This window comes from Chitinophaga sp. Cy-1792, assembly GCF_011752935.1.
In the GTDB taxonomy this organism is placed as follows: Bacteria; Bacteroidota; Bacteroidia; order Chitinophagales; family Chitinophagaceae; genus Chitinophaga.
In genome coordinates this window covers 389326-411106 of the sequence record NZ_VWWO01000003.1, presented here as the reverse complement: position 1 = coordinate 411106, position 21781 = coordinate 389326, and the positions used below count along the sequence as shown (strand labels likewise).

The 21781-nt window shown below is 45.8% G+C and carries 13 protein-coding genes and 1 tRNA gene; 1 reads left to right on the top strand and 13 read right to left on the bottom strand.

Going from position 1 to position 21781, the window contains the following annotated elements; translation table 11 throughout:
- Nucleotides 1-11 precede the first annotated feature (11 nt).
- The 9 genes from F3J22_RS27030 to F3J22_RS26990 all read right to left on the bottom strand — a co-directional run bounded on the left by F3J22_RS27030 (nucleotide 12) and on the right by F3J22_RS26990 (nucleotide 14717).
- On the bottom strand, nucleotides 12-3272 hold the full coding sequence (locus F3J22_RS27030) for a carboxypeptidase regulatory-like domain-containing protein (protein ID WP_240155217.1): 3261 nt from the start codon (nucleotides 3270-3272) through the stop codon (nucleotides 12-14).
- Between the two features lie 12 nt (nucleotides 3273-3284).
- Nucleotides 3285-4262, bottom strand: a complete 978-nt coding sequence (locus F3J22_RS27025; RefSeq protein ID WP_167021099.1) for a fasciclin domain-containing protein — start codon at nucleotides 4260-4262, stop codon at nucleotides 3285-3287.
- A 24-nt stretch (nucleotides 4263-4286) separates the two neighbouring features.
- A complete protein-coding gene (locus F3J22_RS27020) occupies nucleotides 4287-5453 on the bottom strand; it encodes a fasciclin domain-containing protein (protein WP_167021098.1) in 1167 nt (388 codons plus the stop codon).
- Between the two features lie 9 nt (nucleotides 5454-5462).
- Nucleotides 5463-6488 carry a fasciclin domain-containing protein gene (locus F3J22_RS27015; protein WP_167021097.1) on the bottom strand — a complete coding sequence of 342 codons (1026 nt, stop codon included), beginning with the start codon at nucleotides 6486-6488 and terminating at the stop codon, nucleotides 5463-5465.
- Between the two features lie 8 nt (nucleotides 6489-6496).
- Nucleotides 6497-7657, bottom strand: a complete 1161-nt coding sequence (locus tag F3J22_RS27010) for a hypothetical protein (protein WP_167021096.1) — start codon at nucleotides 7655-7657, stop codon at nucleotides 6497-6499.
- Between the two features lie 9 nt (nucleotides 7658-7666).
- Nucleotides 7667-9397: a DUF4397 domain-containing protein gene (locus F3J22_RS27005; RefSeq protein WP_167021095.1), complete on the bottom strand. Its 1731-nt coding sequence runs from the start codon at nucleotides 9395-9397 to the stop codon at nucleotides 7667-7669.
- Nucleotides 9398-9416: 19 nt separating this feature from the next.
- Nucleotides 9417-12857, bottom strand: a complete 3441-nt coding sequence (locus tag F3J22_RS27000) for a TonB-dependent receptor domain-containing protein (RefSeq protein WP_205195737.1) — start codon at nucleotides 12855-12857, stop codon at nucleotides 9417-9419.
- A 222-nt stretch (nucleotides 12858-13079) separates the two neighbouring features.
- Nucleotides 13080-14045 carry a FecR family protein gene (locus F3J22_RS26995; RefSeq protein ID WP_167021094.1) on the bottom strand — a complete coding sequence of 322 codons (966 nt, stop codon included), beginning with the start codon at nucleotides 14043-14045 and terminating at the stop codon, nucleotides 13080-13082.
- A gap of 87 nt (nucleotides 14046-14132) precedes the next feature.
- Nucleotides 14133-14717 carry an RNA polymerase sigma factor gene (locus F3J22_RS26990; RefSeq protein WP_167021093.1) on the bottom strand — a complete coding sequence of 195 codons (585 nt, stop codon included), beginning with the start codon at nucleotides 14715-14717 and terminating at the stop codon, nucleotides 14133-14135.
- A gap of 162 nt (nucleotides 14718-14879) precedes the next feature.
- Between F3J22_RS26990 and F3J22_RS26985 the strand changes: the two genes are divergently transcribed.
- Complete coding sequence (locus tag F3J22_RS26985; RefSeq protein ID WP_167021092.1) at nucleotides 14880-15473, top strand: hypothetical protein; 594 nt, start codon at nucleotides 14880-14882, stop codon at nucleotides 15471-15473.
- Nucleotides 15474-15534: 61 nt separating this feature from the next.
- On the opposite strand, the gene F3J22_RS26980 is transcribed toward F3J22_RS26985, so the two are convergent.
- From F3J22_RS26980 to F3J22_RS26965, 4 genes are all read right to left on the bottom strand, one after another.
- A tRNA-Gln gene (locus F3J22_RS26980) sits at nucleotides 15535-15605 on the bottom strand.
- Between the two features lie 198 nt (nucleotides 15606-15803).
- On the bottom strand, nucleotides 15804-16919 hold the full coding sequence (locus tag F3J22_RS26975; protein ID WP_167021091.1) for a TlpA disulfide reductase family protein: 1116 nt from the start codon (nucleotides 16917-16919) through the stop codon (nucleotides 15804-15806).
- Nucleotides 16920-16927: 8 nt separating this feature from the next.
- Nucleotides 16928-18352, bottom strand: a complete 1425-nt coding sequence (locus tag F3J22_RS26970) for a RagB/SusD family nutrient uptake outer membrane protein (protein WP_167021090.1) — start codon at nucleotides 18350-18352, stop codon at nucleotides 16928-16930.
- A gap of 17 nt (nucleotides 18353-18369) precedes the next feature.
- The gene (locus F3J22_RS26965; protein ID WP_167021089.1) at nucleotides 18370-21738 is read right to left on the bottom strand and encodes a SusC/RagA family TonB-linked outer membrane protein; all 3369 of its coding nucleotides are present in this window, start codon (nucleotides 21736-21738) and stop codon (nucleotides 18370-18372) included.
- Nucleotides 21739-21781 lie beyond the last annotated feature (43 nt).

Genomic DNA, 21781 nt, shown 5'->3' with positions numbered 1-21781 from the left:
TTTGATTTTAATTAGAAGGAATAACGCAGCCCCATCTGCACCTGATAACGGGAACCAAAGAAATCAACGGCATAAGGCTTTCCAGGATCTGTAAACTGATATACCGGTGTATTCTCTTTAGATGTACGACCTGGATAAACCGGTGTCAAACCAACGCTGGCCGTAGAGTTGAAGGTATTGGGAGAGAAATAGGCGATCCCCCAGTTTTTATTCAACAGATTGGTCACGTTCATAATATCTAAGGTGAAAGTCAGGAAACTGCTGCCAGGCTTCGCAGACAAATGATACTCCTGTGCGAAATGAAAATCCGCCTGTGTATTCCATGGTGTACGACCCATATTCCTTTCGGTGAAATTACCTCTGCGTGAACGCAGGTAAGCATTACCATCCACGTAGCTGTTAAACGCATCTGCCTGCGACTGTGCGGTCACGGCCTTTCCGGAAGCATCGGTATAATCCTGGAAATACTGAATGGCATCTTTCGCCTGTGGAATGTAGATCAGACTCACCTGCTGCGGTAATCCCTGGATACTGTTATTCACCACACCATAGGTAAACGGAGAGCCAGACTGCGCACTTACAAACAGACCCAGGTTGCTCACCCAGCGGCTATTCCAGGCCTTGCGGTAGTCCATTCTGATAACGATACGGTGACGGATATCAAAATTGGAATAAGCCAGGTCAGGATTGTTTGGATTTAACGCCTGGTTCAGCTGCCAGTTACTTTCCATAGAGTTACGGATACCGTTGGAGATATCTTTAGACTCACCGAAAGTATAGGCCAGGTTTACGTTCAGTCCCATTTTATAGTTGCGGGAAATACTACCTGTTAAGCTATATCTGTAACCTTTGTTAGTGTTACTCAGCTCATAGGCATTCGCAAAACGAGGATCTACGGAACCTGCAAATATTGGCTGCTGCATATTGACGTCGTAACCGTAATAGGTAGGGTTATCTTTAATATTCACCTGCTGGAATTTCACATCCTTCAGGTTTTTGGTGTAGATACCTTCTGCGGTGAGTTTGTAGCCGTTGTCTGTGGTGTAATCCACTGCCAGGCTCGCACGTACAACCTTAGGCATTACAAAACCATTATCCAGTACGTCTACCTGGGTTTTACCACCATTTTTATTGTTAACTACCGCACCATTCTGCTGAATGAAATCTGCAATACCGTTCTTACCAGGCTTCAATGGGTCTGAACCTTTTACGAATACCTGCTGATCTGCTTTCTGGTCGAAAGAACCATAGCTGTCGCCATTATTGTAATAGGCGTAAGCCAGCCATGCCAAAGGAATACGGCCGGTAAACATACCTACACCACCACGTAATATTACGCTTTGGTCACCTTTCCAATCGTAGCGGAAACCCAGTCGCGGAGAGATTTGTACTTTACCAAAATAATCGTTTGTAATACGGTTTAATGGTGTGTAGAAATAGGTATTACCAAGATATCCATCCTGTATGGCAGATGTGGTTTTATCGCTCAATACAGGCTTCTGTGGCAATAACGTATAGTCGGCACGTATACCCGGCGTCAGCTTCAGTTTATCCGTCAGCTGAATTTCGTCCTGGGCATAAAGACTCAACATATCTACATTAAAAGACTGCGGGTGGGACAGGATATAATCCCTGGTATTATCTGTATAATTATAACTACCTCTTACTCTCCATGGACTATTATTCAGGTAATCATCTATACTCAGATAATCTACACGGCCATTCCAGCTGTTTACAAAGCCGTAGTTTACGTGATACAGTTCGTTGTGTGTACCAAAAAGGAAAGTATGTTTTCCTTTATACATCGTGAAGTTGTCCGTGATTTCCCAGGTCCGCTGCTGCATATTGAAAATAGCGGCCTCCCTGTCAGTACCGAGGTAAATGGTGGTTCCTGGCGTACGCCCCATGATCTGTACCTGTGGCAATGCCGGGTCGGACTGTGGGTCTCTTTTATCATTCACCACCGTATAACCTACGATCAGGCTGTTGGCAAGCTTAGGAGAAAAGCGTGTTTTAAGCTCTGCCACTGTAGATGTCTGATTGTTGGTCTGTTTATAGGCCATGCTGGTGAAACGGAAATCCTGCTGGTCTCTGTCCATCAGAATAGCGTCTGACAAAATGGTATTATTACGGAGAGATAATTGATTTTTTGCGTTGATATTCCAGTCGAGGCGATTAAAAAACTTCGTAGAGTGACTACTGGCATTGTACCCGCCTCCCGTACCCGGATCAAACGCAGTACCATAGCGCTGTAAGGTTGCGTTACGGATATCCTGCTCATCTTTAACGCTTAATATCTGCGACGTTTCCCGTTGGCCTACCATCAATTGCGTAGGGTCCTGTCGGCCGGTTACCTCTTCGTTGGTGAAGAAAAACAGTTTATCCTTAATAATAGGAAAGCCAAGTCTGACACCGGTTTGATAATCATAGAAATCAGCATTCATCTTTCCCAGTGTACCTACTTTATCCTTCCCGGTGATGGCAGCATTGCGGCCCATTGCATATACGGAACCGGTGAAAGTATTGCTGCCACTGCGGGTTACGGCATTGATGCTACCACCGGTGAAGTTACCGATCTTCACATCGAAAGGTGCCAGATAAACCTGCATATCCTCTATCGCATCCATGGATACGGGATTGGTATGCGTACTGGCGCCAGGCATACCGGAAGAACCGGTAATACCGCCCGTAGAGGGACTAAAGCCTATCGCATCATTATTGATAGCACCATCCAGCGTAACGTTGTTATAGCGGAAGTTAGTACCGGCAAAGCTGTTGTCTTTAGAGCCCTGCGGCACCATCTTCGTCATATCCTGGATGCTGCGGTTAATGGAAGGCATGTTGCGTAACTGGGAAGCGCTGATATTCTGACCAGCGCCATAAGTACCGGCCTGTGGGGTTTTCTTTCCCTTCACTACTACTTCTGACAGCTGCTTCTTATCATCGGCCAGCACCAGGTTGAGTATTAAAGGCTCTCCCAGGCGAACGTTGATACCTTCCTGCTTTTCATTGCCCATGCCCATCATGGAGGCGGTAATTGTAAATGGACCGCCTATACGTAGTCCGGTCAGGTGATAACGGCCATCCGGCTCCGCTACGGTTCCGTAACGTGTACCCGTTGGCGTATGAACGGCCATCACAGTTGCACCGGGAACAGGCTGCCCTTTGGCATCCGTCACCTTACCGTCTATTCGGCCACTGGTTTCCTGTGCACGCAGTCTTATGCTGAACATAGTACACAACAGGAAACATAGTATATACAGATTTTTCATTCCTTTTAGCATTTAGAAATTTTCCATCAATAATCTGTCAATAACATGCAGCACGCCGTTATTAGCCAGTACATTGGATTTCAGCAATTGACAAGGCGTGGTATTACCGCTACCCTGGATCGTAATTCCGGAGTAGTCGACACCGTTAGATATCAGGTTGACAGTGGTAGTACTGTTATTCAGCATGGTCTGCTGCGTAACATTGCTGCTACCCGTAGACAACACATAGTCGTATACAAAGCGGCGGTTGTTGAGCATATGAAACTGGATCATGTTGCGGAGCACCGCAGGATCTGTTTGCATGATACTATCTGTGGTAAGGAACCCCGCATTTTTGAATGCTGCGTTGTTGGGAGCAAATATGGTGAATGGTCCATCGCCGCGCAGGAAGTCTTTCAGGCCTGCACGTTGTAATGCAGTATTGAAGAAACTCAGTGAAGGATCTGCTGCAACAGCATCACTGATTTTGTCCTGCACCAATGGCTGCATTACCGCATTGATCACCTGGATCATACCATTGCTGGCTGGCATATTCCGCGCAGTCACTTTTGTGCCGTTGATAGTGATAATGGTGTCGGTACCTTTCACCCAGTGTGTAACAAACAGCTGGGTTCCCTGTACGGTCGTGATTTGCTGATTGAAGCGGTAAGGCAGTTTATCCAGCTGCCACAACCCATTCAGTGTATGGTATTTTACCATCTTCTGTAATACGCTGCCACTCTCTCTCGCTACCATATCTTCTGAATTATAGCCTGCTTTCTGAAAGGCCGAATTATCTGGCACCAGCAGCGTATAAGGGCCACCTGTTTTTAAGGTAGTACCGAAATTGGTCTGTGTTAAGGCTGTATTGTAATAGGAGAAGTTAAACCTGTTATCTTCCAGTACATACAGCAGGTTATTATTACTGCCGGCAGGTGCAACGTCTTCCTTATCTTTCTTACAGGAAAAAAGTAACAGCACCAGTAGGGCAGACAATATATTTTTTTTCATCTTATCTGAAGATTTAAGAAGAAATTATTGCTTGAATAATCCATCGTCTACAATATGCAGCACGCCATTCCTGAACATCATGTCAGTAGACTTTAACGGCAATGCACCTACGCTGCTACCTGTCTCTTTCACCATAATGGTATTACCATTGGCAGAAAAATTAAGTCGCACATATTGTGGCGGGTTGTTATACGCTCTTCCCGGGTCTATCGTGAAATTGCTGATAGCACCATTATCCAGCATATCGTTGGTAAAGATGACCATATTGTAGTTGGCAGGCTGTACACCGGTAAGATCAATATGATGCGCCAGCAGCAAGGTATCCAGCGATGTAAAGGTATACCTGTAGTACAGGTGTTCATCATAATTCGGCCAGCCTACTTCATAGCGCAGTGCACGTTGTCTGAGGTCATCGATCGTATTGAAGCCCGCTTTTTTAAACGCATTGTTGGTAGGTGCAAACAGGGTTATATATGCTGACCTCGTGGAAGCTTGCAACAACTGCGAGAATCCCTGTTGTCCCCATACGGTTTGATAGATACTGTCGTTAATACGGCAGGCCTCTAACAGGAAAGTGAAATTCGGATTGGATTTCAGGTAGTCTATCATATCCGTATTGGGCTGCTTCAGCACTTCATCCAGTACATAGATGGTGCCGTTGGTGCCTTCCATAGCTGTAAACGGATGTGCTTTACCATTTACCATCAGCTGTTTATCGTGCAGACCTAAGAAGAGGTAATACACATAGGGCGTCCAGCTGGAATAGGTCGGTATATCTGATCTTGTCAGCAGGGTACGTAGGGAAGCATTTCCCTTAAGCTGCTGGATATTAGCGGATGGCATCCAGCTATTAAGTGTATGGTAAAACAGGATGGTATCCAGGTCGTTAACCGCCATGGTTTTCACTTTATCTGCTGTAATACCGGCTGCTGTAAAAGCGGCATCGGTAGGCACCAGCAGCGTGTATCCCTGGTAGTTACCTGCGGTGATAACAGAATCCATATTGGCTTTCTGCCACATCGCCTTGTAAATAGTGAACTTCGCGGAATCCAGTATCTGGCGGACCGTCTTTCCCGGCCCTGTATAGTCAATCGTTTTTCCGACCGGCGATACCTGCGCATCCTTTTGTGTACAGGCTGTCCAGCAAACAGACACTAACGCCAGCGTATATATTATTTTTGAAAGTTTCATGATTACCGGTTATTTAATCAACAGAGAATCCGGATACAGCATCACATTATCAATACGATGCAGTACACCATTATTTACCAGGAAATCTTTTCCCTTATCACCATCGGCCATACGGATGTAAGACGGGCTATGGTAGGCATATTTACCTTCCGGCGTCCAGATGTTGATCATCTGTGCAGGCGCAACGCCATAACCATCCACGTATAAGCGGGCATTACCGCCACCTACCAGGTTTAAGTCATTCGAAAACAGGTGGTGCGCCTTTAATCCCAACGTATAAATGGTAAAGGCTACGGGCTTATATCTTTTTACGTCTATCCTGCTTATACTATCTGCGGTAAGTTTATAGCCCTTGAAAACATTATTTACAGGTGCATATACCGTCAGCGGACTTTGTGTTTTCAGCGCATCCCACTGGGAAGTTTTCTTCATCAGGGCAGCAAACAGCACCAGGCTGGTATCAGCAGCAATTCTGTCCTGCAGGGTCTGATCAAAATACTTAGGTACCGATTTCAGGATATGCAATACGCCATTTCGCAAAGCGATGTTACGTTTCGGACTCGCATATACCTCGCAACCGCTAACAGATACCGTGTATGCATCTGCGTTAGGATTGTTGGCTACCACTGAAATCCACAGCGGGCCGCCGGCAGCAGTTGTATAGATATTATCCAGCTGGGAAGGGAAATCTGCCGTATAATAACGGTTCGTCAGTATAAGATTTTTAACGGCAAAGCGCAGACTATCAACATTCATGGTATTGAAGTCGGAAGCATTCTTAAAACCGAGGTTATTAAATGCGTTGTTATCCGGCGCCCATACGGTGTATTGCTTGTCTGTTGCATTCAGGGAATCGAGATAACCTATTTTAGTCAAAGCGGCTGCAAACAGGCTCAGATCGTAGTTATTATTGATAAAATCTCCGGCGGAGCGGATGTCACTGTTTCGTTCCTGGTCTACCGTGAGGTCAGTTTTCTTGCAACTGACCATACCCAGGAAAACCAGTACTATGAATAGTATGATACTTCTTTTCATAAACCAGATTATTTGTAGATGGGAGGATCATACCTGCGTTGCAGCGTAGTGATATACATATTCCCGTTAACGTATTCCACTGTATTCACAGTAGCAAAAGAGCGTGGATTATATATGCCGGAGCGAATGGAAATGACCATACCCGTCTGGATATCTGCCATGGTATTGAATATACCGATAGGCGCCTCCGGCCCAACAGCCAGCGAAGTAAACATACCCATGCTCTCCTGGAGGTTGCCATAGGCATAATCAGGCGGAATACCCGGCAGCAGGAAGTTAAACTTCTGGCCGCTGGTGCCTGCAAAAATGCCATCACCACCAGCTACAGGAAACAGCGGAAAATTCGTATAGGGATGCACGACAGGATCCTGTGAACGAATCATACTGGCCGTGAAGAGGTTACTGAAACCATTCACCGGCGTATGATTAGCGGTATACAATGTGTAAAACACGTTCATGGTGTCACGGATACATACGTTCGTTTGCGCGTTGAGCTCACCGAAAGAATAAGTAGCCGCATAGCCTTCTGAACTGAGGTTGTAGAAGTTCGTATATACCAGCGAATCCGATAAAGGAATCTTTGTAAAAATTTCCTTACGCAGATAAATACCTGTTTTCCTGGTATAAATAGATCTCTCCAGCACATTCATCGTATATACTTCTCCCTGGTCCAGCTGAATAGTTGAATCCACCAGGATATTCTTTCTGGCAGCTGCGGTAAGACTAAAGAACGGATCTGTACTGCGCGGCCTTGTCACAAACATGAAACGGTGGCTGCCGCTGGTAATCATGCCGTAGCCCGACAGGTCGTAACCGTTTACGATAGGACCTACAGGAATCTTTGCAGTACCCGGATAATCTTTCTGGAAGAGCGCTGAGTTACCCGCATCCGGATATGGACGCGCCAATGGGCCGCGTGTATCCAGGTAATCAAATACAATACCTGCACCTACAGGTATTCCTGATGCATCCAGCTCTGGATCTACCAGCATCGTCAGGAAAGGCTGCGGTGCATCTTTATTATCTATCGTGATGTTGTAAGTCAGGCAATTGAATACCCGCAGATAAGCCGGTGAACTGACTTCCGGGAAATCTGTTTTCCTGCATCCTGCCAGCACCAAAACTGCACCAGCCATACATCTCCACAGGAACTGATATGTTAATTTCATTGCAATGAATTATTGATTATGCTTAATGATGATCATTTTTGCTGGTATCTCTCCCGGCTTCTTCGGATTCAAAGTACCTACTAACGCTACCGTATACACGCCTGCTTCAAAGGATGGCAGGTTAAAGCCATTATAGAAGGCCTTACGTGCGATGAAGTCCTGTCCTTTCAATGCCGCGATATTGCTGATCCAGTCGCCCGGAAGCATGTCGGCACCGGAGGCATAGACCTTCAGCTTGTTGATACCCATGGTTGGCGGGAAGAGAATATATGGCTGGTTAGTGAGCACCTGGCCTTGTTTGAGGTGCTGGGAAGGCTCGCCGGTAAACGTCAGGTAACTGTTCAGCAGCTGGCCGTCACCATCAGTAAAGGTAGCTTCCGGTATATCTGTAGAAAGATTCAGGAAGCGCACCCAGAAAGGCATGGTAACCTTAAACTGATCAGCGGAACCATCATCACCGGTTTTATTGGCGTTGAGATAGAAACTGCCGCTGAGGTTATTGGCAATCGCTTTTACGACAGGCTGCCCATTGGCATCCGCATAATACCATATGCTGTAGTTATCGCTGCCACTGATATTGACAGTAGCAGTGCCCAGTGATTTACCGGAAGCATCGCTTACCTGTATGTTGTGGGTACCTGCAATAAATATTTTGTAGGCAGATGAATTACCGAAATCCACTGTACCTTCCTGCAAAGGCACGTTATCCACACTCACCTTAATACTGCTGCCAGGAAAGGCATTCACGCCCTGAATACGGCCCCAGGTAATGTTCTGCTGCTCCTTCACGTCAGGGATTACCCTGAAGGAATTCAGCGTAGCCGGACTGCTGGTATTACTTCCCGGTGCATAATATTCAAAGGAAGTATTGGCACTTACCATGATTGTATAAACACCACCCGGCTGATAAGCCTGTGAAGGCGCATAGGTAAGCCAGTTATCTGTTGGCGGGTTCAGACCATAGGCCATCGTACCGGTAAGACCATTCACCGTTTTCAGTTGCTCATCCGGATTCACTGGCACCCCTGGCAGTACTTTTCCATCAGCAGTAATTACTTTAAACTGATAGGTGCCATAAGGCAATTCTGTGTAAGCAGAATAATTGCCACTACCTACGTTACTGGTAATATCACTTACGGGTGTACCATCCGCGAAAACCAGTGTCATATTGCCTTCCAGACCAGCTTTATCAGGCGCTGAACTCAAATTCAGCAGACGTATACTAAAGTGCTTCGGATCTGCCGGCGGAGAGATAGAACGTGGTATCGCAAAGAGACTGTCCGTACCGAGGATATCATTGGCTTTATGATCTCCATACCAGACATTATAATAATCGGTGGGCGAGCTTACATTTTCTTTCACCACAAATTCTTTGGTAAACTGTGGTTTTTTATCTCCATAAGCCATCAAACCTATAACTACATCAGCTGTATTATCCGCGCGGATAAAACGTTGCGGGATGGTATAGGTTTTCCCTAATCTGCCGGTGCTGAAATAGATAGTAGGCCTGGCATCCAGGTACAAACCTTCGATGCTGGGTGGGGTCTGACTGGTAAGCACGGTATCGTTGATGGTCAATTCTGTGGCAGCCCTGCCATAGTTCATCAGCCGCACGGTAGATGCTGTCATCGGCGTCAGTGGCTGCTCTACATAGACAAAATCACTTTTATCCTTCTTACAGGCCCACAAGCCGGCAAACAGCAGTATGGCCGAAAGATATTTTGCAGTTTTCTTCATCATATTATTTCGGTCTGTCACTTTAGAAAATATTGTAGTTAAGGCCTATCATGAATTCCGTACCGCGGTTATAACTGCGACGGATATACGTATTACCATAATACTTACCTCCGGTACCAGGATTGGCGTATACCTCGCGGTAAGCAGGGTTCAGTATATTTTTGGCATATCCTTTCAGCTGTAATCTTTTAGTGAGATATTGACTGAACACAAAATCCAGTACCGGCGCAGGTCTGCTGTATAAATCAGGTTCTCCGGTGAGATTGATCTGTATTAATCTTTCTCCTACTTCATTGAACGTAACTGTCAGATCAGTCCTGCTTTTAGGATTGCTATAGTTCAGCCATGCATTCACAGAATAAGGTGCCTGTTCAAACAGCGGACTATTGGAAGGTGAGCGTCTGTCCACAATCCTGGAATCGCTCAGGCGTTCAGGTGACTTTTTAATTTCACTCTGTGCCAGCAACAGGTTGCTTCCCAGGAAGAAGTGGTTCAGTGGCTGCCATAGTTTACCCAGGTCTTTCACTACTTCCAGCTCGATACCATATACACGTCCTTTGTTGGGATCGTTCTCAAAACGGATGGAAGGGAATTCAGGGAAACGCGCATCCAGTCCGGTTGAATTGGCGCTGTATACTTTGGTCAGCTGGTTATCTATCTCTTTATAAAAAGCAGAAGCTGCGATCACCTCTCCTGCAGCAGGAAACCACTCCCAACGGAAATCGTAGTTGGTCGTCGTCTGATTTACCAGTTTAGGATTTCCGACCACCAGGGCAAACTGGAAGGGGTCGAATTCGAAAACGTTGGTAAGTTCTCTGAGCTCAGGTCTGGCAAGCGTAGTGCTGTAACCCAGGCGCAGGTTCATATCCCGCTGAGGATTGTAGGTGATGTTGAGTGAATAGTAGGGCTTGTAATCTGTTTTATAAACGGAGTTAGGTTGTGTCAATACCAGCTTCACTGTCTGTCCGTCTTTATTGGGAGCGGTCAGACTAGGATCGAGGAATACGCCCGCCGTATCTACAGCCGCCTGTATATCCGTCATCTCTAAACGCGTACCGCCGGTTACACGGAGGTTCTTTAGCAGATGCAGGTCCAGCATACCATAGAAAGCGCGTGTTTCATAAAATCCTTTGTAGTTATTCGGCGATTTCTGTGCATTATAGAGGAAACCACCAACAGCAGGCTGTCCCTCGCCAGTGGCACCGGAAGGCACTCTCACGCCAATCTGATCGGAACCTACCAGGCGGTCCAGGTTGCCATGTACAGCATACAGTGCCAGGTTGCCGGTAGAAGAGAAATTACTTCCAGGAAGTGACAGCACATTCTCATTGAAAGTTCTGTCGCGGTGCAGATAGTTTACACCGGTTTTAAACTCCTGTTTCTCACCCAGCAGGCGGAAAGGCACCGACAGATCAGCCTTGTAGTTGTAGTTGGTTTCGTGCAGATTACGGTAACGTCGGCCATTAGGGTCTGCCTGTATGATACCATACGGGCCATAGCCATTTACATAACCTGACACAAGTGAATAATATACCGGCGTACCTTCTGGAGAGCCGCCGGTATTGGGCAGACTACCATTCCCAACATAAAAGCCGCCATTCTTAGGCCTGTAGGCAGCCAGATTGACGAAGCGGTAATCAGGGTCATCCTGCCCGGATGTAGAAGTGGCCAGGTTATAACTCAGCTTAGGTGAATATTCAGCTGCAGTGAGGCGGTGTTCGCCCTGCAGGTTGAAAGTATTTAACGTACGATAGCTACGACGCAGGGAATACACGACATTACTCACTGTTCCCGGCAGCCCGGTGTATTCATAGGCACCATACAGGTTACTGGCCTGTACTTCCGCACCACGGCTACCCATATACTGCATACTCACTTCATTGCGCGCATTCACCCGATAGGTAAGCCCGCCCAGGAAACCGTAGTTCAAGGTAGATGTTCCCGTATTTTCTTTATAAGAGATATATTTCCCAAGATTGATATTATTGGGCGTGATATAGTTAGGAATGATACGGGTACTGCTTACCTGGTTATTACCGGTAAGTACACCCTGGTAGATGCTCCACTGTGTGAGGTCGCCGCCATGGATATCTGTAGCACGCTGATAATAGTTTACACCGGCAATTACCCCCAATTTATGTTTTTTGAAGATGGTGAAACTATTGCCATAGGTGGCAGAATAGATCTGGTTTAATTTCGCGGTATTATAATGTGTGGTGAGAATAGGATCGAAGCTATGCATGATACCGTTTATCCGGTTGACTTCCTGCTTAATGGCAGGATCATAGCCACTGTTGGCAATCATGCTTTGAACATCCTTAAATCCGCCAGGGTATTGCTTTCCCAGTTGAACGAAATCATTTGACAAGCCGGCATTTTTTACTTTCTGTCCGAAAAATCCGGGATCGCTGTTATAGAAGCTGTTTACTTTCCCACCCAGGCCGATATTGGAATTGTAGCCAGACTGTATAGTGATATTAAACGCAGCAGAATCCGGAACAGAGCGGGTTTTGAGCTCGATGATACCAGCCGCAGCGTCAGCTGGTTTATCAGGCGTATACGTTTTATACACCGTGATATTATCCAGTAATCCGGCCGGTACGAGGTCCAGCGGAATGGCGCTTCTGTCGGGGTCTGAAGAAGCGAGGCGTACACCGTTGAGCTGTCCGATAACAGAGCGGTCGCCGAGGCCGCGGATAGCTACATATTTATCATCGGTGATCGTTACACCCGAAACACGTTGCAGTGCCTGTGTAGTGGTAATACTCGCTGTTTTTTCAATGTTCGCAGCAGAGATCCCATCCTGCACAATAGCGGCGGCGCGGCGTTCGGCCAGTACAGCCATTTCCGTATTCGCTTTACGACGTGCCTGTACCTGTACTTCGTTGAGCTGTGTACGGGAAGCCTTCAGCGAAATATTCAATGTGGCAGTACCTGCACCTACACGGATTTCCTGCTGTTCGTAACCGATATAGGAAATAACGATCGTAGCGCCACCCTCGGGGATATTGATACTATAGCGTCCGTTGGCATCCGTGATAACACCGCCGGCCTTGCCTTTGATGCGGATACCTACGCCTGGCAGCGGTGTACCATTGGCTTTGTCAGTCACTGTACCCTTTACAGGTGGTGGCAGGTCGGCAGCAGGAATGATAGTGATCCTGTTATCGCCATATAGCTGTGCGGCCATGCCGGTAGCAGATAACAGCTCCTGAAGGATGTCCATCAGCAGCTCATCTTCGGCATGTACACTGACATGTCTGATCCGATCCACTTTTTCGTCATTAAAGTAGATCCTTACACCTGATTTGGTGGAAAGTTGCTCCAGCGCAGTTCTAAGGGGCTGTCCATGAATATCAAGCGACAACCGTATCCGTTCGGCCGATTGCCCTTTGGAAGCTACGCTGGCCATTAGGTTGGTAACTGTCAGCGACAGCACCATTACGTAAAAGGAAATACGCATAACCCATTTTAAATAAGCACAGGGTTTCCCCAGGAAAAAATTCATACTTTTACCTTGTTAATTAGTTAATCCTTATGGGTGAATAATTGGCAGCGATCTGATGATGCGGTTTCTCAGGCCTGGTGTCATCAGTATCGCAGGAGGACCGGATACGCATGCGTCATCCGGTTTTTTTGTTGTGTTAAGTAAATCTTGCTGTCATTGATTTGATTTATTTTTTGGTCAGATAATGCGAATGGAGCCATCCCCCTGCGGCTTGATACGAAGGCCATAAACTTTGGAAAGAATACGAAGTACATCCTCCAGCGACTGCGTGCGGTCAAAGGTGCCGGAGATCTCTATAGTGGCTTTTTTCGGGGATGCTAATACCAGCTTCTTTTCATAGCGGTTTTCCAGGGATACCAATACCTCACTCAGTTGGTTTTTTTCGAAGGTGAGTCCACCATTTTTCCAGGACATCACCGCTGCAGCATGCACATTACGCACCTGCTCCGTACTATCGTTGCCGTTAAACCTGAACTCCTGGTTGGCAGTAAGCACAGCAAGACTGGCACTGTCTCTGGCCCTGCAAACCATCACTTTTCCACTGGCTACTGTAACGCTGTAAATATGTGGTGCAGGAAAAGCCCTGATATTAAAGGTGGTACCCAATACCTGGGTACGATACCCATTGCTTTCAATCGTAAACGGATGGCCGGGGTCCTGATGAATATCGAAATAAGCCTCCCCTTCCAGGTACACGGTACGCGTGGCACCGAACTGCTCCGGATAACGGAAATGACTATTCGCGTTCAGCCATACAACAGAACTATCTGTCAATATAATTTTGGTGAGCTGTCCTTTTCGGGTACGAACATCTAATAACTTAACAATCTGTGGTTTAACGGGAAGCCTGCTCTTATACAGCAACCCGCCTGCGGTTACAATGGCAGCCGACATAACAGCCGCCGCCAGCTTCCACCAGGTATTCCCTGATGGATAGAGCTTTCTCACAACAGTTGTGATACCGGCACGTTCTGTCACAGCAGCGTATATACGTTGTCCTGTAACTGGTTTGTCTTCCTGCATTTCAGTTGCAGGAGGGGTATGCAATTCTTCAAACCATTTTTCGAGCTGGTCTTTTTCTTCCGGTGATGATTTTCCGGCTAAATAGTTTTCTATGCGATTAATGATATTATCTTCCTGCATAAGGTAAAACCGCGCTAATGCCGCAGCTCACTTACTATTTACCTTTGCAGGAAAGAAACACCTACGCGATGCTATATTAAATTAATGTTACGGCCGGATGGAAATAATGACCATAATCATGATATAATCTTTCAGGTTACCTCTCATGATCTTCATGGCTTTTACCAGGTGATTGTTAACCGTTTTAGGGGAGATGTTCAGGGTGTCTGCTATTTGTTGCGTATTGAGGCCATTAACGCGGCTGAGGGTAAACACTTCCCTGCACTTATCAGGCAACTGCCCGATCTGCTGGTTTACCATAGCATTCAATTCATTGAGGGCCAGCTGTTCTGTGGTATTATTGGTAATATCCGTAAAGGTGGTTTGCTGCAGATAACGTTGATGGATATGCTGTTTGCGGTAAGTTTTGAGAATAAGGTTCCTGGCCACACCATACAGCCACGCAGCTACCGGTCTTTCCGGGTCTAAATCAGCACGCTGTAACCATAGTGTAACAAATACTTCCTGGGTAATCTCTTCCGCGGCAGATCGTGTTCCTAACTTGTAATAGGCCATATCATACTGCTTCTCCCAGTATCTTTCATAAATTTCCCGAAATGCTGCTTCCTCTCCTGTTTTCAGCTGTGTTATCAGCATCTTTTCGTCAGGAAGGCATCCTATATCGATTCCCATACGGTCAATTTCCATTCAAAAGTAAACAGCAGGAATAGGATTGAATATGAAATAATTGTTATGGCGTGATAAGCGGCAGGAAAAAGCCTGCTATTAATTGCATTACCCGTTTGGAAATATTATTTTAGAAGTGTTATCCGCCTATATCTCAATTCCACTGTTATGCATCCGCTGTTAAAAAGATTTCATCGTATATCGGGTATTGTTATTGCTACCTTTCTCGTATTACATTTATCCAACCACCTTTTTGCTCTTGGTGGCCCCGACCTGCATATCCGGGTAATGAAGCTCCTCCGGCCTGTTTACCGCTTCCCTCCTGTTGAGATTTTATTGATGCTATGTGTGCTGATGCAGGTTTTGAGCGGACTTTCTCTTGTAATTACCAATAAATTTTACAGGAAACCATACTATGTATTCATTCAGGTGGCAACCGGGCTTTACCTCTCTTTCTTCATGATTTACCATGTACGGGCAGTACTGATGGGGCGCTATCTGTGGCATACCGACACCAATTTCTTTTTTGCCGCAGGCGTTGCCAATCGCTACCCCGAAAAACTTTTCTTCATACCTTATTATACACTTTCGCTTGTCTGCGCCTTTGCACATATTGCGTGTATACATTACATCAAAAGAAAGGAACAATTAACAGGGGGTAGTATCATTAAGCGGGAGTTGCTGTTCATTAGCATTGGTGGTAGTATCATCACCTTACTGATCATGTTATCGCTGACAGGTGTATTTTATCCGATCAGGTAACCACATAAAAAAACCGCCACAAGTCGATTGCAGCGGTTTAAAGTTTACCAGGAGTAGTATGTTGCCCAACCTGGATTCGAACCAAGACAAACAGAACCAAAATCTGTCGTACTACCTTTATACTATTGGGCAATTAATAGGGTCGCAAAAGTAGGAATTTTTCTGAATCCAACAAATTTTTCTCATTTTTTTAAAAATAAAAATTAAAACTACGGTGAACCATACACGCATCCATTCTCTTTAAACTCTTTACCACAAAAGAATAGCGGCGACATAAATCCACTTATGCCGCCGCCGGAAAATTATTAAAAACAGATAGTAAACGATCGGTTATCCACCGTAGATCTCTTTCAATTTTTGATCCAGTTCATCACCTTCACTGCTGTAACGCCCTATTATAACACCTTCCGGGCTAATTAGAATTTTTGTAGGTAGTGAATGAATACCATATTTTGTAGAGATATCTTTAGGATCTTTCTTTTGATAGTTCATGGAGGCGCCGCGCAAAACATGTTTCCAAGGCAGATCATCCTTTGCCACTGCTGCTTTCCAGGCCGCATTATTTCTATCATCGTCTGCTACACCAATTATTTCCCAGCCCTTTGATTGATATTTGGAATACAGTTCTTTCAGGTGTGGGTTCCCTTTGCGGCAAGGCACACACCAGCTTGCCCAGAAATCGAGCAGCACATACTTCCCTTTGTAATCGTGTAATGAAAGCTGTTTCCCATCGATATCAGCAGTGGTAAAATCTGCCGCTACTGCGCCCGGAGAGCCATGACGCAGCTGAAAAATTTCATCCGCCAATTCCTTTCCAAAACCTGTTTGCTGCATTGCTTTTCCCAGCTGATCATAATATTGTTGTAATTCATCCAGTGAGAGACTCGCAGTATGGAAACGGAGCATATACGCTGTCAGTATGGACTGTGGATGAGTTTTGAAGAATTTGTAATCTGCTTTTTCATTTTCTTCAAAGTAAGGCGCCAGTCTTAACCTGATCTCGCCGGCCTTATCATGATCCTTTTCAGTACGCAATGAGTCCAGTTGGAGCTTATACTTTCTGCCAATGGCTGCTTTTTCTTCACGCAACTGTAAATAGCCATCATTGGCATTATTCCCTGCAACAGTGGCCATGCTCAGATTATTCCAGTCACCGGTCAATGTCTGTGTGCCGGGTATCACCGCCAGCATAGCATTGTTTTCGTCTTTAGCACCGTTACGCAGATACAGTATACCAACGTTCTTCAATTCGCCGGTATAGGTAAATGCACCATTCTTTAAGGAAAAGGAATCTATTTTCCGGCTATCATTACCATCGTCCACTACCACTGTAAGTTTGCCGGATTGGTAATTTTTTAATTTCCCTGTTAACACAAATTTCTGCTGTGCATACCCGTAACCAGCCATGGTAGCTAGTGTTATGAAGGTTAAAATAATCTTTTTCATATCGATGATTAAAATGGATTCTGGGTTAAATTTGGATTGACTGTAATTTCAGTGGCTGGCAGCGGATAGATGACAGCCTTGTCTGTTGCCGGTATATTAATATGACTTCCTGGCACAACACTGCCGGTATAATCACGAAGGATGGGCAAGCCATTACGCAGCAACGCCGCCTTTCTACGTCCATTTTCAAACGCGAACTCTATTCTTTCTTCATCCAGCACCGCCTGCAATACGGTAGAACGGCCACGAAGGTTACCCAGCTGGTATAAGCCCGCATCTGCTATTCCTGCACGTTTTCTGATCAGGTTCACATCGTCCAGTGCCGCCTGTGGATTAGCGACTGCATTGGCTTCTGCACGAATAAGGTACATATCTGCCAGTCTGTATATGGCCGGTGAACTCACGGTTGGATCACCATTCTGTATAAACTTATTGGTAAAATACCTGTCGCCGGATGTGGCGGTAGCTAATTTTGTATAGAAGCCAATACGTGTATCTCCCGCTGTCTCTGTCAGCAGGCCCAGTAATGGTGCAGATACGGCTGCATACTTCGTTTGCGTATAGCTATAACCAAGTCCATAGTAGCTTTTCCCCTGACCATCGTTATTTTTAATAGTGAAAATAGTTTCCTTATCTGCCGCATGATCGGTACTGAAATAGGTCGTATATCCGGTACCGGTAGCAAGTGAAAATTTTCCACTGCCAATCACCTGTGTGGCATAGCTGGCTGCTTTTACTTTATCGCCGGCATTCAGGTAGAGGTCTGCCAGTGCTGCCCAGCAGGCTTCTTTGCTGGCATAGGCATTGGATTTAGTTTGTGTCATCAGCGTAGCCGCCTTTTCAAAATCGACAGCAGCCAACGTGTATACCTCTTTCACGGTATTTCTTGCAGGCTTCAGTGAAGCATCTGTGGAAACAACATACGGCACACCCGGATTAGCGCCATTTCCATCTGCATAAGGCTTTCCGAATGCCTGTACCAGCAACATATGCAGCCATGCACGCAAGAACAGGCTCTCCCCTTTCAGCTGCAACAGGTTGGCTGCTGCATTATCAGGAACCGCGTTGATCACCATGTTCGCATGGTAGATGGTTTTGTATATACTTCCCCAACAGCCGATGTCCATCATGGAAGAGGTATGCTGAAAGGAATATGACTCAATACTGGCGGTGGTGGCGTTATTGCCGGACTTCAACACTTCTACGTTGTCGGTGCTGAGTTCTACCAGGTTGAGGTAAGGTGTCATTAATTTAAAATCATTCGCCAGCGAATACACGCCATTCACAGCACTTTGCAGGTTGTCATACCCATTAAGTGCGGTATTGGCATCAAGGTCTGTTTTAGGTTTCAGGTCCAGCGCACTTTTGCAGGAAGCCATTCCTATAGTGACTGCCAACCCGATGATACCCCATTTGAATATTTTAACTGCCATTTGATTCGTTTTAGTTGTTAGAATGTCACCTGCAAGCCTGCCAGGAATCTTTTAGTAAAAGGCACCTTGCCTTCATTTTCTTCGCCAAAGCTATTTTCCGGGTCTATGCCGGTGTATTTCGTCACGGTAAGGAGGTTATCTCCGGATACAAATACCGACAGCCTGGCAAGGTTTAATCGCTTCGTTACCTTGTCATTCAGCGTATAACCCAGGCGTACATTTTTCAGGCGCAGGAAAGCTGCATTTTCTACATACCTCGAAGTAGGGAAATAGGCATCTACTTTTTCTCCTGCCTTTGGCAGGTCTGCCTGCTGTCCGGGATGCTGCCATCTTACCTGCCCGTCTGCCGGGGCAGCGTTGTTGGAGGTAACATCGGAGCCATCTAAATCAAGGTCAGAACGGGTACGGTCCAGCATCTTGAAGCCTCCGAAATAGTTCAGCAGTACATTCAGACTAAACTGTTTGTAACTCAGGTTATTGGAAAGGCCGGCGATATATTTGGGGTTACTGTTACCCAGCAATTGAAGGGTAGCATTGCCTGGATTGTCGGTATAGGTTACTTTGCCTGTGTAGTTGCCATTGGCATCTTTTTCTTTTACTTCAAATTTAGACGCTCCGGTAGCCGGGTCCACGCCTGCATATACCGGCATGTAATAACTATCCATAGGCTTACCAATTATTTTCGCCGTTCCCGAATACTGACCGCTATAGATCAGATCAGCGCCTGGTTGCAACGATAATACCTGGTTGCTGTTGAAGGCAAACGTGAGGTCTGTAGACCATTTCACGGCTGTATTTTTCAACTGACGGGTGTTAACGGTAACCTCCACACCCTTATTCCTGATACGGCCAATATTGTCGTAATAGGTATTACCGCCACTGGTAGCCGGTGGTGTAATCCTCAGCAGCAAACCGTTATTCAGCTTATTGTACAGTTCCAGGGAAACATTTACACGATCCCAGAAACCCGCATCTATACCAATATTGGTGGTATACTGCATTTCCCAGTGCAGGTTGGGATTTCCTTGTGTAGACTGTATGGTGCTGGTTTGTTTATCATAGAGATTCTGCGTCGGCTGATAACTGTACAACGACAGGTACTGATAAGCACCTAATGGCAAATCGTTACCAGATACACCGTAACTGAAACGGAGCTTCAGCAGGTCCAGGTTCCTGGCATTACGCAGGAAATTCTCTTTGCTCAGCTGCCATGCACCACTAAACGCATAGAAATTACCATACTTATTATTTACCCCAAACTTAGACGACCCGTCTCTTCTGAAACTCGCTGTAGCGTAATATTTGCTATCGTAACTATAGTTTAATTCAGAAAAGGCAGACAGATATGAAACTTCAGTAATTGAATTCTGATAAGAGAGCGTCGATTGATTACCCGCAGTAATACTTCTCAGTCCGGGTTTCAATCCGGATACACTCACATTGGTCATTTTATTCGCCAGCTTACTATATTCATAGGCTACCAGTCCACTGATATGGTGTTTACCAAATGCTTTATCCAACTGCAACATCTCTGTGGTAATAATATTGGTACCGCTCAAAGGTGTTTGCATCATCAGGCCGCCTTTATAATAATAGAAGCTGCTCTCATCACGGGGATCCACATAATAGTTACGTTCTCCGTTACTGAAGCTGTAACGGTTACGGGTACTCGCCGTTAACCAGTCTGTCAGTTTATACCGGATGTTTACATCGATTGATCCTATCGTTGATTTAACGCCACCATTGTCATATTTTTTACCGTATAACGGATTATAATTGACACCGGAATACCAGCCCGGTTCGTCCATTCCACCTAGTTTCACAGACCCGTCAGAGTTGTAAGGGGTATCCCATGGCATCACCAGGAATGCATTGCTGAAAGGAGTATAAAAACCTCCTGATGCCTGATCTACATAGGTCATGCTGGCATTGGTAGAAAGCGACAACCTGTTGGTGGCCTGAAAGTCCACATTGAAGCGGAAATTATACTTCTTATAATTTTCCGTTACCATCGGTGCCTGCTCATTAAAATAATCACCGGATGCATAATATTTAATGCGTTGTTCACCGCCGGAAATCCATACGTTGTAATCCTGTGTCTGACCGGTACGTAATAACAGGTCATTCCAGTTGGTATTGTATTTCAGTACACTGTCCGGCACCATTTGCTTAACATAGGCATTTACTTCAGCATCGGTGGCACTGGGATTGGCATCATTGTATTGATTGCGGTATATCTGCTGCTGTAAATCATATCGTTCCTGACCGTTCATCATCCGGAACTTTCCCAGTGAAGATTTGTTGGCGCCATAGGTAGCATTTACCCCCATTTTTGTTTTACCGGCACTACCACGCTTTGTGGTAATCACCAACACACCATTGGCTGCCCTGGAGCCATATATCGCAGCGGAAGCGGCATCTTTGAGCACTGTTACAGAAGCCACGTCAGTAGGTGCTATGCTGTTCAACGGATCACTCGTACTGGCATAATCCTGGATAATACCATCTATCACCACCAGCGGCTGCGTAGCGCCCGAGCCCATTGAACCTTTACCCCTGATAACAATAGAAGATTCCGTATTTGACCCGGTGTTACCACCGCCAACAGTGACGTTCATACCTGCAATTTTGCCTTGCAGGTTATCAAATACCGACTGTGTGGTACTGGTTTGCAGGTCTTCTGCTGTCACCATGGATACGGCGCCGGTCAGCTCTCCCATGCGTTTGTTGCTATATCCTGTTACTACCACCTGGTTCAACGACCGTGGTGTTTCCTGCAATACGATATGCATGTTTTTTCCGGCAGCATCAGGCTTTATCTCTTTTTTATCATAGCCAATGAAAGAAAACTCCAGTGGCAGATGATTGGCACTACTGATATGAAAACTACCGTCCGGGCCTGTTACCGTCCCTGCGGATGAACCTTTCTCGCGAATGGTTACACCTGCGAGCGGCTCACCTGCCGGGGTGGTTACAATACCTGTTGAAATATTCTCTTGCTGGTCATTGGTGACTGACTTCTCATTCCCTGGCACTGCTACGGTGATATAAATATTTTTCCCCTGTATATGCCAGCTGTATCCTTTTCCCAATACGGCATTCAGCACGTCGCGCAATGAGCGCTGCTGCAGGTTTACGGTAATATGCCGGCTAACATCTACTTCTGAATCACTATAAAAAAATTCGTAGGAGGTTTTTTGCTGAATTTCCTGCAATACCGACTTTACATTCTTATCCTTTGCCACAATGGTTATGGGTACGGTAGGAGACTGGGCCTGTACAGCCATATTTCCCTTATACAACATTAAGGCAGCGCTTAATACTGCCACGCGTAGTAAATCCGACCTTCCTGCACGATAAGGCATAGGTATCCCCATTAGTTTCATCACTATCAATTTTGGTTAATAAAATAAGTTGGATATGTATTCT

What these genes read in the sequence shown, in the direction of transcription:
- F3J22_RS26975 (WP_167021091.1), bottom strand. Translation starts at nt 16,919, where the DNA reads ATGAAAAAGATTATTTTAACCTTCATAACACTAGCTACCATGGCTGGT.
- F3J22_RS27025 (WP_167021099.1), bottom strand. Translation starts at nt 4,262, where the DNA reads ATGAAAAAAAATATATTGTCTGCCCTACTGGTGCTGTTACTTTTTTCC.
- F3J22_RS26985 (WP_167021092.1), top strand. Translation starts at nt 14,880, where the DNA reads ATGCATCCGCTGTTAAAAAGATTTCATCGTATATCGGGTATTGTTATT.
- F3J22_RS27015 (WP_167021097.1), bottom strand. Translation starts at nt 6,488, where the DNA reads ATGAAAAGAAGTATCATACTATTCATAGTACTGGTTTTCCTGGGTATG.
- F3J22_RS27030 (WP_240155217.1), bottom strand. Translation starts at nt 3,272, where the DNA reads ATGAAAAATCTGTATATACTATGTTTCCTGTTGTGTACTATGTTCAGC.
- F3J22_RS26965 (WP_167021089.1), bottom strand. Translation starts at nt 21,738, where the DNA reads ATGAAACTAATGGGGATACCTATGCCTTATCGTGCAGGAAGGTCGGAT.
- F3J22_RS26990 (WP_167021093.1), bottom strand. Translation starts at nt 14,717, where the DNA reads ATGGGAATCGATATAGGATGCCTTCCTGACGAAAAGATGCTGATAACA.
- F3J22_RS27010 (WP_167021096.1), bottom strand. Translation starts at nt 7,657, where the DNA reads ATGAAATTAACATATCAGTTCCTGTGGAGATGTATGGCTGGTGCAGTT.
- F3J22_RS26970 (WP_167021090.1), bottom strand. Translation starts at nt 18,352, where the DNA reads ATGGCAGTTAAAATATTCAAATGGGGTATCATCGGGTTGGCAGTCACT.
- F3J22_RS27005 (WP_167021095.1), bottom strand. Translation starts at nt 9,397, where the DNA reads ATGATGAAGAAAACTGCAAAATATCTTTCGGCCATACTGCTGTTTGCC.
- F3J22_RS27020 (WP_167021098.1), bottom strand. Translation starts at nt 5,453, where the DNA reads ATGAAACTTTCAAAAATAATATATACGCTGGCGTTAGTGTCTGTTTGC.
- F3J22_RS26995 (WP_167021094.1), bottom strand. Translation starts at nt 14,045, where the DNA reads ATGCAGGAAGATAATATCATTAATCGCATAGAAAACTATTTAGCCGGA.
- F3J22_RS27000 (WP_205195737.1), bottom strand. Translation starts at nt 12,857, where the DNA reads ATGCGTATTTCCTTTTACGTAATGGTGCTGTCGCTGACAGTTACCAAC.